An 11,445-nucleotide genomic window follows, 5' to 3' on the forward strand; every position below is an offset into this window, starting at 1 on the left:
AAAATTGGGATACAGTTTCTTGATCTACCCTTAAATCTTTTAGGAAAGCTGCTGGGTCATCAGAAAAAGAAACATCTGGATTGACATAGTTGTTTGGACTTTTTTCCAGATTTTACATGAAGCATGGATATCTGTTAAATGGCCTGTTTTAGATAAAACAGAGACATGTTCAGGCTTTGTTCCTCCTCCAGGCATGATGGAAATTTCTCCGTTTGCCTTATTAATTAACTCAAGAATCACATCCAACCCCTCAGTTACTGAGTTTTTACCACCTGAAGTAAGTATTCTTTGAAACCCCAAGCTCTTAATTACTTCAAGTGCTTCAAATTGATCTGACAATGCATCAAATGCCCTGTGGAAAGTACAAGGCTTACCTGAGGCAGTCCGGATTAAGGTTTCACAAGCAGCAACATTCACTCTCCCTTCATTGGTTAGAACCCCAAACACAAACCCATCAGCTCCCAACTCCCCAAGCAATTCAATATCCCTTTTCATAACCATTAGCTCCTTTTGAGTATAGGCAAAATTGCCTCCACTAGGCCTTATCATCACAAATACCGGGATATCCACTTCAGATTTTAGAAACTTAAGCATGCCCGCACTTGGTGTTTCTCCACCTTCTGGAAAATTAGAACATAATTCAAGCCTATTTACTCCATAAGTTGCTGCCTCCAAAGCTGCTTCTACACTAAATACGGGAGCTTCAAGTGTTATTTTCGCCATCTTAAAAATAGCTTTTTGAATCTATCAATGCATTGGAGCTTAAAGTACCTTGAGCGAAATTAAATCCTGGGTGAATTGCATAAGCTCCTACTTGTCCTTCTTTATTGATCGCTAAGAATCCGGCCTGAACATCTTTGATGTTTTTGCTTTTAGAAACAAGTCTTCTGACAGCCTCCTCACAAGCTTCTTGTGGAGTTCTACCTTGTCTCATCAACTCAACGATTAAGAAACTACCACATACTCTGATAATAGTTTCTCCAAGTCCGGTAGCCGTGGCAGCTCCAACCTCATTATCCACGTATAATCCGGCTCCGATAATTGGGCTATCACCCACTCTTCCGTGCATTTTATAGGCAAGACCACTTGTGGTACAGCTTCCAGCCATTTGACCATTTTTATCAATTCCAATCATCCCAATAGTATCATGGTTTTCAATATTGATCACCGGCTTGTATTTACTGGTTACCTTCCATTTTTCGTAGGCCTCTTTCGCTTTTGGACTAAGCTCCTCTTTTTCTATTGGAAATCCTTCTGAAATTGCTAGCTGTCTAGCCCCTTCACCTACGATCATGACATGTGGAGTCTTCTCCATAACCACCCTGGCTAATGAAATCGGGTGTTTCACCTGACGGACAAATGCCACTGACCCACAAGAACCATCTCCAGTCATGATAGAGGCATCCAAGGTAGTAATACCCTCTCTATCTGGTAATCCTTGCAGACCGACAGAAAGGTTATCCATATCTAATTCGGTATCCATTACCCCGGCTTCCACTGCATCTAGGATACTTCCTGTTTCTTTTAATTTTGAAATAGCAGCAGCATTGGCAGGTAAGCCATGATTCCAAGTTGATAATATCAATGGTTTTTCACCTATTAATTCCTTTTTGGAGGAATTGGCAAACGCACCAGAAATCCCTGGAACTAAAATAGCAGAACCCAAAATGGACTTCTTAATAAACTTTCTTCTTTCAGACATAAAACTTAATTTCGAATGAGGCTTCAAATTATCAAAATTGCCTTTAAAAATGTGAACCTTCTGTCAATTCATTGCTAAACCCCCTCAAAATGAGACCATATATTTTAAAAGAAGCAAGTTGGAAAAATTTAAAATCCGAACGATTTGAACTAGCTGTACTTCCATGGGGAGCTACCGAAGCTCATAATTATCACTTGCCTTATGGTACAGACATTTACGAGGCCGATGGAGTCGCTGAGGAAAGCGGAAGAAAAGCATGGGAAAAAGGAGCCAAGGTAATGGTTTTACCTACCATCCCTTTCGGAGTGAATACTGGTCAGTCTGACATCTATTTAGACATGAATCTTAATCCCAGTACTCAACTTGCCATTTTAAGAGATTTGATCACGGTTCTAGACAGGCAGGGAGTGAAAAAGCTCTTGATCGTAAATAGTCATGGGGGCAATGATTTTAAAACAATGCTTAGAGAATTAGGACTTAGTTTTCCCGAAATGCTATTATTCACTTGCAATTGGTTTCAAGCATTGGATAAAACCAAATATTTTGAAGAAAAGGGAGATCACGCTGATGAAATGGAAACTTCCTTGATCATGCACCTTCAACCTCATTTAGTTTCTCCTCTAAATGAGGCAGGTAATGGAGCGGAAAAAAATCAGTAATTTCCGGATTGAGAGAAAAATGGGCTTGGGCCGAACGGAAATGGTCTGAAGTTACAGAGGATACTGGAATTGGAAATCCAAAAAAAGCCTCCCCAGAAAAAGGAAGGCTTTATTTCGAGGATGTCACCAATAAAGTAGCTGAATTAATCGTGGAAATCTGCGAGGTTGAACCTGGTAAACTTTACAAATAATCTTTAATTCAGGGAGTTAAGATCAATTATTTCCATTTCCCCTTTGTAATCAATCGTCTTAATTCCCTTTGTTCCATTTGGAATTGCTATTTCACGAGTAGATTGAGAAAGAAAACCGGAACCAAAAGTCGTTTCTATTCTTTGAGTCTTTCCATTTTCTAGTTCTAATAATACTGCCATGACCCCTAATCCAGGACTAAAACTTTTCCCTTTTGGACTTTGGGTTTGAAATACTTTTAAATCACTTCTATTCTGTGAAGCAACAAGTAGAGGCAAACCTTGGGCGGAAGATATTTTCACTAAAGCTTTTCCATCTCCAGGTACCAAAAACCCGCTTTCCAATACTTTCATTGGCTCAAAATCACCCTGTCCATTTCCCTTAAGAATTAAGCCTATATGGGCATCAAGTTTTCCGATAAAAATTTCATTTCCATAATCACTACCAATTAATGCAACATCCAAATTTCCATCTTGATCAAAGTCTTCAGAAACAACTCCGTTTATAGGGCCTACCTGAGCAATCCTAGGCAATGCTTTTAACTTAAACTGTCCGTTTCCTAAGTTTTCAACATAGGCCGAGTTATCATAATTACCAGTTAAGATCAACGCTCCTTCTTTCTCTTCGGGAGTAAATAGATCTTCTTCTGTACTTAAAGCATAGGTTTTGTAACGCTCGTATTTCTTTCTAAACAGGGTGCTTTGACCATATAAATCTCCCCAGAAATGACTTGGATAAGATTTATAATTGCCTTCTCTATCTTTATAGTAAGCAAAAGTTACGGGGTCAACACTTCCATTTTTATCAAAGTCTTTTGCATAGACTTTAACAGGCATCTCTGCACTCGGGTGATGAGGGTTATTTGCACCCAAATTGCCCACAATAAAATCTGTATCTCCATCTTGATCAAAATCTCCGGTAGATATGGAGTTCCACCAACCTAAATAGTTCTCTAATCCCGAACTTTCCAATTTGGTAAACCCTCCATTAGTATTTTTAAATATGGTGATCGCCATTAATTCTCCAACTACCACCAAGTCTACTTGACCATCTGAATCAATATCGGACCAAACTGCATCCGTCACCATACCGATTTCTTTTAGACCAGGCGCTAAATTTTCGGTCACATCTTCCAAGCTTCCATTGATATTTTTTAGAAGAAAACTCTTTTCCGGCATGGGATATTGGGAAACTGGAGCTCTTCCACCTACAAACAAATCCAAGAATCCATCTCCATCGAAATCAGCAGCCCTGACAGTGGATCCACTGGCTTTTACAGAAGAAAAATTCTTATCAAGAGTAAATCTACCACGCCCATCATTTAGATATAATCGATCCGTATATTCCGCGGATTCAGGCAAAAACTCATTACTTCCACTTACTAAATACAAATCCAAATCTGAATCGTTGTCGATGTCAACCAGCAACATTCCCATTTCTTCAAAGACTGGATTTTCTCCCTTCAAAATATCCACTTCTTCAAACTCACCACTTTGATTTTGGAAATAAGCCTTTGGAAAATAACCGCTTGAAGATCCAACCAACAAATCTTCCATTCCATCTCCATTGATATCTCCCACTGCCAAGCTAGGACCATATTGTGTCAGTTTATGAGGAATGGTCCGCTGAATATAAAAATCTACTTTATCCTCCTCTTGGTGCCTATAGTTTATCCCTAATGACGCTGAAACCTCAGAAAATAAAGTTGGTCCAGCATGATAGTCCAGAATTGCCCTATTTGCTTTCCCATTGGAAGCATTCTTATAATCCAACGTCATAACCTGATTTCCGGATACATTGGAATGAGATTCAACTTTACCGTCAGGCCAAATGATAGTTAACTTTTCTACCTCAGGATTAGCCCCAAGACCAAAATGCAAAATTGGATCAATGGAGGACATATATCCTCTTACAACTTGTTGTTCTTGGTATAAGGTAGTCCCGTCTTTCAGTTTTAGCGTTAATTTAGCCCCTAATCCTTGAGGATTCGCAACAGCTCCATTTAATTGAATCCGTAGGTAATTCCCTTTTTCCTTTTCTTCTGAAAGTCTATTTTCAAAAACAAAGGCTGGATCATTGATATTATTAACCACATAATCCAGATCCCCGTCCAAATCAAAATCAACTAAGGCAGCACCGTTTGAAAATGAAGGTTTACTCAAACCCCATTCAGCTCCTGTGTCTTCAAATTCCAAATCGCCCACATTTCTAAAAGCATAATTGGGAATTTTGACAATGGGAATGGAATCCAATAATTGCCTCGTTGTAGCAATACTTCCTACATCTGCACGATAATTTGCAAAATCCTTATCAGTAATATCTCTTGGAAATCCATTGGTGACGAGCAGATCTCTCATCCCATCGTTATCCACATCACCGAACAAAGGCGCCCAACTCCAGTCTGTCTGATATACTCCAGCCATCATTCCAATTTCACTAAAAGGCATGTCGGGTCCATTATTCATATGTAACATATTTCTTACATACTGGTATTCGTAACCCCATTGCTCGTTGTTGATGTAAGTCTGATATACATTATTTCCGATGGTAGTTTTCTTTCTATAATTCCCCTCCCCCAACATGTCTAAAGTGAAAATATCAGGCAATCCATCATTATTAAAATCAGCGATATCTGAACCCATGGAGAATTGACTTTGATGTCTTAAAGCCTGGCTGATTTTATTTGAAAATGTACCATCTTGGTTATTGATATAGAGAATGTCATTAGTGACGTAGTCATTACTAACATGTATATCGGGCCATCCATCATTGTTGATATCAGCAATCAACAACCCTAAACCAAAGCCTTCAATAGTGATCCCTACTTCTAGCGTTACATTGGTAAACGTCCCATCGCCATTATTCCTATAGAATGCATCATTATTAATAGCACTTCCATCTACAATTTTCTCTTTATAATTACTTGGGGTAACTCTGCTTTGCTCATTGTTGAGAACATACAAATCCAAATCACCATCTAGATCATAATCAATAAAAGCTGCCCCCATTCCATTACCACTATCAGCAATCCCATATTGGGAAGCCATTTCCTTGAAGACTACATTTCCGTTCGCATCAACTCCTTGATTTACATAAAGTAAATTATTGCGTTCTCCTTCACCTTTCATCATGGCAGCGGCCACATAAAGATCCATTAAGCCATCTTGATTGATATCTACAGCAGTAGTACCGGTACACCACCTGTTAGCAGCTTCAATGCCTGCCTCAGAAGAAACGTCTTTAAATTTAAACCCTCCTTGATTTAAAAAAAGCTTATTAGTCACTTGATTTCCAGTAAAAAAAACATCTGGATATCCATTATTATCAAAATCTGCAATGGCTAATCCTCCACCATTAAATATGTATTCATCGGTAAGAATGTTAAAGGAGTCTGTTTCTACAATATTGTTTGCAAAGTCTATTCCAGTAGATTCCGGAGACTTTAATTCAAATAAACTTGACTCTTTTTGACAGGAGCTTACCAAGATTAGTAAGGCTCCCAAAAAGAGAAAATACTGGGATTTCATAATGGATAAAATTGGGTGTGATTGGCCTCAAATTAGCATTTTTGGTAGATATGAGAAAAAATAAAAGTGATTATGTAGTTAAAAAAACAAAAAGAGAAGGCCAAAGACCTTCTCTTTTTAATTATTTCCAAATCTAGGTTTAGAAACCTGGATTTTGTATCAAAATATCAGATCCAACCAAATCTATTTGATCTTGTGGAATTGGAACATACTTGAATTTTTCAGAATAGGATGCACCACCCAAAGCAGCAGCTAATAGCTTCCCATCCAAAGCGAAGTAGAAATCAAGTTCTTCTTTCGCAATATTCCATCTTACAAGATCATAGAATCTATGACCTTCCATTCCAAGTTCAAGCATTCTTTCCATTCTAACCGCTCTTCTAGCTAGATCAGCATCAGACCATGGAGAATCATAAGTGCTAATCTGATAGTTAGCTGCCATATCTCCATTTTCTCTCATAAGCTTAGAATTAATTGCTCTAGTTCTTACTCTATTTACATATTCACGAGCTTTCTCTAATCCACCAGTTTCTATCTCAGCTTCAGCAGCCATCAATAGAACATCAGCAAATCGAATGATCATGAAGTTGATACCAGTATAACCTGGAGTCCAAGAACTATTATCTTGATAAGATCCTTCTTCAGCTTTTTGGTAAACATACTTCTTAGGAGAATATGGTCCACCGTTTGGTTGATTTCTGATCCAAGCAGCACCTGGATGATCTTGCCAATCAAGATAAGGAATACCTCTTCTACCTACTGTATGATCCAATCTTGGATCAAGAGGACCTGCATCTGGAGTGAATGGGTCAGCTGATACCAATCCCATATCGTTTTTAACCTGATTAGCAGGATCATTGTATGTTTTATTTAGCAAAGGCAAACCATTGCTTGTTCTAAATGCATTTACGAAAGTAAAGCTTGGCTGGAAGAATCCACAACAGTTACCTGGACCAGAAGGACCAGTATTGTAAGGGAAGTTCAAGTCAAACTCAGGGTTTGCATTCAATACAGAACCAGTACCAGCAGCTGCTTGATAAGCCCAAACAGACTCTTGGTGGTTATCATTTGCACCTCTGAACATATCGTCATAATAATCTACTAGACCATACTTCAAACCATTACTTGTAACACCATTCGCGATAACATCATCAAACATAGTCTTAGCAGCACCGAACTTACCTTGGTAAAGAAGAATCTTACCCATGTATGCTTTTGCTGCCCAAGAGTTTACTCTACCTACTTGAGATTGAGTTGCAGGAAGGTTATCTATTGCATACTGCATATCAGCTTCAATAAATGGCCATAAATCCTGATTATTACTAATTTCTTCAAGACCACTACCATAATCTACTGTCTCGTCAACATAAGGAGTATTGTTATAATCCCTTTTCAACTCAAAGTAAAAATGTGCTCTTAAGAAACGAGCCTGAGAAGATATTCTAATTTTATCTGCATCAGTCACATCTTCTTGCGCACTTTCAAGAAGTCTCAAAACGTTATTTGCTCGGGCAATACCCTCGTAACAAACGTTCCATTTAGAACCCATATCACCACCAGCAGCATTATTTTCGAATCGCTGGATAGGGTTGATTGTGGTAAAGTCACCAGGGTCAGTACCCTTATTAGCTTCACCACCTCTAATACTTCCCCAAACCCAATTGGATGGAGAACCTAATCTATTACCCCGACCATTGACTTGAGAATAAGCAGCTATCAAAGAGGCATCAATACCTCCAAGTGATGTCAACTGCGCTTCTGCAAGTAAACCTGTCGGCGGCACATCTAGAAAATCATCGCTACAGCTAACTGCCACCATCATGACTGCTGAGGACAAAAGTGCTCCGATTTTTAATTTATAATTCTTCATTTTTTTTAATCAATTATATTGTCTATAACTCGATTCTGATTCTTTTGTTCTCTTAGAAGCTAAGATTGATACCAAAAGTATAACCACGTGTAACTGGGTAGTTACCAACGTCAATACCGAAGCTCAAATCCGCATCTCCACCTACAGCTGGATCAATCCTGAATATCCAGAGATAGTAAATAAGTTGTTTGCAGATGCAAAAACTCTAACTCTTTCCATTCTCCATCTTTCCAATAAAGAAGCTGGAAGCGTATAACCTAAGCTTACGTTTTGTAATCTCAAGTAAGAACCGTCTTCCACATAGAATGAATTCTCAACATTCGATGTAGAGAAGTTTGAAGTCTTTTCTACAACAGGAATTTCAGCATCCAAATTCTCAGGAGTCCAAGCATCTTTCAAACGCTCAGAAATTGCAGCTCCTCAAATGTTTGGAAGAAATCTGTAAACCACTTAGACTGGTTCCAAATCTCATTACCAATAGAAGTATAGAAATATGCAGAAAGGTCAAGCCCTTTATAACCTACAGTGAAGTTTAAACCGCCTGTAAAATCAGGCACAGGATTACCTAATACAACACGATCCTCAGGAGTAATTGTACCATCTCCATTTGCATCTCTAAACTTGAATCGACCTGGTGCAGCTCCATCTTGAGTAGCATGATTTGCTACATCTTCTGCATTTCTAAATAAACCTTCCACATCATATCCAAAGAATGTAGACAATGGCTCACCCACCTGGTTTCGAATAGGACGAATACCTCTATAGGCTGGGTTTACGGAAGTAATGATTTCCAATCCTGGAGCTAGAGAAACAATCTCGTTTTTCAACGTACTTCCTGTTACTGTCAACTCATATGTAAACTCACTAGAGAGGTTACCTCTGGTAGACACAAATAAATCCAAACCTCTGTTCAACATCTGACCGATGTTTACAGCTGGAGGAGCAGCATTAGATCCTGCAGTCAATGGGATAGGAACAGTAAAGAGCAAGTCTTTGGTATCCTTTTTCCACCAATCAAAAATCACGTCTAAACGACCATTGAAGAATGTACCGTCAAAACCAATGTTTTGAGTTACAGCAGTCTCCCACTGTGCATTAGGGTTACCAATTCTAGTTCTTCTAAAGCCAATCAGAGCAGAACTGTTAGAACCTGTGATATCATATGAAGATGCACCAACAGTACCTCCGAATAGAGAGTATTGGTTATTAGGGTCTACGTTATTGGAGTTACCCATTTGACCCCAACCACCTCTGATCTTCAAGTCATCAATCCAAGTAGCACTCTGAAGGAATGGTTCGGAAGATAATCTCCATGCAGCAGAGAATGCTGGGAACACACCATATCTTGAGTTAGAACCAAATCTTGAAGAACCATCTCGTCTAACTACCGCACTTACTAAGTACTTGTCATTGAAGGTATAATTCACTCTACCGAAGTAAGAGTTAAAGTTTACACCTTTAAATAAATTCGAGTTAACCTGTCTTGAAGAAACTGGAAGGTTTGAAATATTAATGAAGTCAGGATCTCTTGAGAAAGGATTCTGTCCACTTGCACTCATGTTTCTACCAGCACCGGTATTTAACGCTTCTTGACCAGCAATCACATCAAATGCATGCTTTCCAAATGTATGTTTCCAAGATAGCGTGTTTGTGAAAGTCCATCCGAATACGAAACCTGCACCTTCATTGTATCCAAAAGCAGAGTTGTTTTCAGAGTTTTCATATTGTAGTCTTGAATAACCCCAGAAATAATAGTTGTTATACTGACCACCCATAGATGTTCTGAAAGTCAAATCATCAAGAATATCATATTCTGCATAAACGTTACCGAAGATATTGGCATTGAAGTTTCTATTGTCTTTCTGACCATCTCTGTTAGCTACAGGGTTTCTTGGGTTATTAAAACCTCTTGCTGCAGTACCACCATATCCACCAAATTCATCATAAACTGGGATAATGGAAGGCATTCTGAAGGCCTGAAGAATATCATTTTCATCATCAGAAACACCTCTACCGCCTGTTCCACCTTGCTGGCCTAACACCTGACGATAAGTAGCCTGGAAGTTCTCACCAATTCTGAATTTTTTGGTCACATCAAATTCAGAGTTAGCTCTTAGGGAATATCTCTTGAAACTATTACCGATCATGATACCAGCTTGATCTTGGTAACCGAAACCGATGTAGAATCTTGAAGTCTCAGAACCACCATTCAAACCAATGGAATGCCTGTTCAATGGAGCATTTCTAGTCAAAGCATCATACCAATCAGTACCCTCACCAGTAGCAGCTCTCACCACTTGGTAAACTGGGCCTTTAGTAGGATCAATGTTATACTTCGCTCTTTCTTCTTCTAATTGAGCATCAGTAAAAGGTCCAGGAACACCTGAAGCTCCTCCTACATTAATATAGTATGGCAATACTGGAGAAGTACCAGATCCAAATTGAGGATGCCCATAAGCTGGATCTCTTCCATCAATGATTGCTTGGTTCGTTTCAGCCAACCAAGTGTATTCTGCGAAATCTTGAGGATTCATCATATCCAATCCTTTGCCTGGTGTAGTAACACCGAACATACCGTTGTAATCAACTCGGATTTTCTGATTTCCTCTTCTTCCTCTTTTAGTAGTATAAATAATTACACCGTTTGCAGCACGCGCACCATAAATGGAAGCAGCAGCAGCATCTTTCAATACAGTAGTTGAAGCAATGTCATCTGGATTCAAGAAGTCGGTAGAACCTACAGGAACTCCATCCACTACATAAAGTGGCTCATTACCACCAAATGCTCCAAAACCTCTAACACGAATAATGGAAGAAGTACCTGGCTGACCATTTGTAATTACTGTAACACCAGAAACACGACCCTGAAGAGTCTGTTCTACGTTACCTGTTGGAATTATTGTCAAATCTTTAGGATCCACTGTGGCAATCGCACCAGTGGTTTCTCTTCTGCTGTCAATTGTATAACCAGTTACTACAAGTTCAGAAAGTGTAGTTTCATCTGGATTTAATTTGACATCAATAATACTTCTATTGCCTACTACCTGCTCTACTGAAGCGTAACCAATAAAAGAAAAGACCAATACAGCTTGATCATTAGGGACATTGAGGGAGAATTTCCCGTCAATATCAGTGGCAGTACCTGTAGTGGTTCCCTTCACAAGAACTGAAACTCCTGGAAGTCCTACATCATACTCGTCCAACACTGTTCCAGTCACGGTTTTTTGTGCAAATGTTGCCGCACTGGAAAGAACTAAGAGCAAAAATAAGGCGCTTAGACTTTTGTAAACATTTTTCATAAACATAGATAGATTGGGTAACAAGATTAATTGTAAATACTTGTTTTCAATTGTTAATGCAATCGATTGCGAAAGCTCGCAAATTAACAGCAACTGGCACTGAATTAAGTCAGCATTTTTAAATGGTTGCTATACCGTGGTAAGAATACCTGCAAAAGGGTTTTACCCTATTAGGTTTGAGGGCATCGGTTGATGCTGG

The 11,445-nt window shown here is 39.0% G+C and carries 4 protein-coding genes and 2 pseudogenes; 1 reads left to right on the forward strand and 5 read right to left on the reverse strand.

What is annotated here, in order from left to right; translation table 11 throughout:
• Window positions 1-39 precede the first annotated feature (39 nt).
• Window positions 40-723 carry a copper homeostasis protein CutC gene (locus tag V8V91_RS08740; protein ID WP_373399732.1) on the reverse strand — a complete coding sequence of 228 codons (684 nt, stop codon included), beginning with the start codon at window positions 721-723 and terminating at the stop codon, window positions 40-42.
• 1 nt (window position 724) lies between these two features.
• Window positions 725-1,702, reverse strand: coding sequence for a N(4)-(beta-N-acetylglucosaminyl)-L-asparaginase (locus tag V8V91_RS08745; protein WP_074226502.1), 978 nt, complete (start codon window positions 1,700-1,702; stop codon window positions 725-727).
• Between the two features lie 89 nt (window positions 1,703-1,791).
• Here V8V91_RS08745 and V8V91_RS08750 point away from each other — a divergent pair.
• Window positions 1,792-2,552, forward strand: a pseudogene (locus V8V91_RS08750) (creatininase family protein).
• Window positions 2,553-2,555: 3 nt separating this feature from the next.
• On the opposite strand, the gene V8V91_RS08755 reads toward V8V91_RS08750, so the two are convergent.
• The 3 genes and pseudogenes from V8V91_RS08755 to V8V91_RS08765 all read right to left on the reverse strand — a co-directional run bounded on the left by V8V91_RS08755 (window position 2,556) and on the right by V8V91_RS08765 (window position 11,252).
• Window positions 2,556-6,077 (reverse strand): VCBS repeat-containing protein, encoded by a 3,522-nt coding sequence (locus tag V8V91_RS08755; RefSeq protein ID WP_373399733.1) that lies wholly within the window; start codon window positions 6,075-6,077, stop codon window positions 2,556-2,558.
• A 139-nt stretch (window positions 6,078-6,216) separates the two neighbouring features.
• Window positions 6,217-7,947 carry a RagB/SusD family nutrient uptake outer membrane protein gene (locus V8V91_RS08760; protein ID WP_373399734.1) on the reverse strand — a complete coding sequence of 577 codons (1,731 nt, stop codon included), beginning with the start codon at window positions 7,945-7,947 and terminating at the stop codon, window positions 6,217-6,219.
• Window positions 7,948-7,999: 52 nt separating this feature from the next.
• Window positions 8,000-11,252, reverse strand: a pseudogene (locus V8V91_RS08765) (SusC/RagA family TonB-linked outer membrane protein).
• Between the last annotated feature and the right edge of the window lie 193 nt (window positions 11,253-11,445).

Origin of the sequence: Algoriphagus halophilus, assembly GCF_041729275.1 — a bacterium.
Taxonomy (GTDB): Bacteria; Bacteroidota; Bacteroidia; order Cytophagales; family Cyclobacteriaceae; genus Algoriphagus; species Algoriphagus halophilus_A.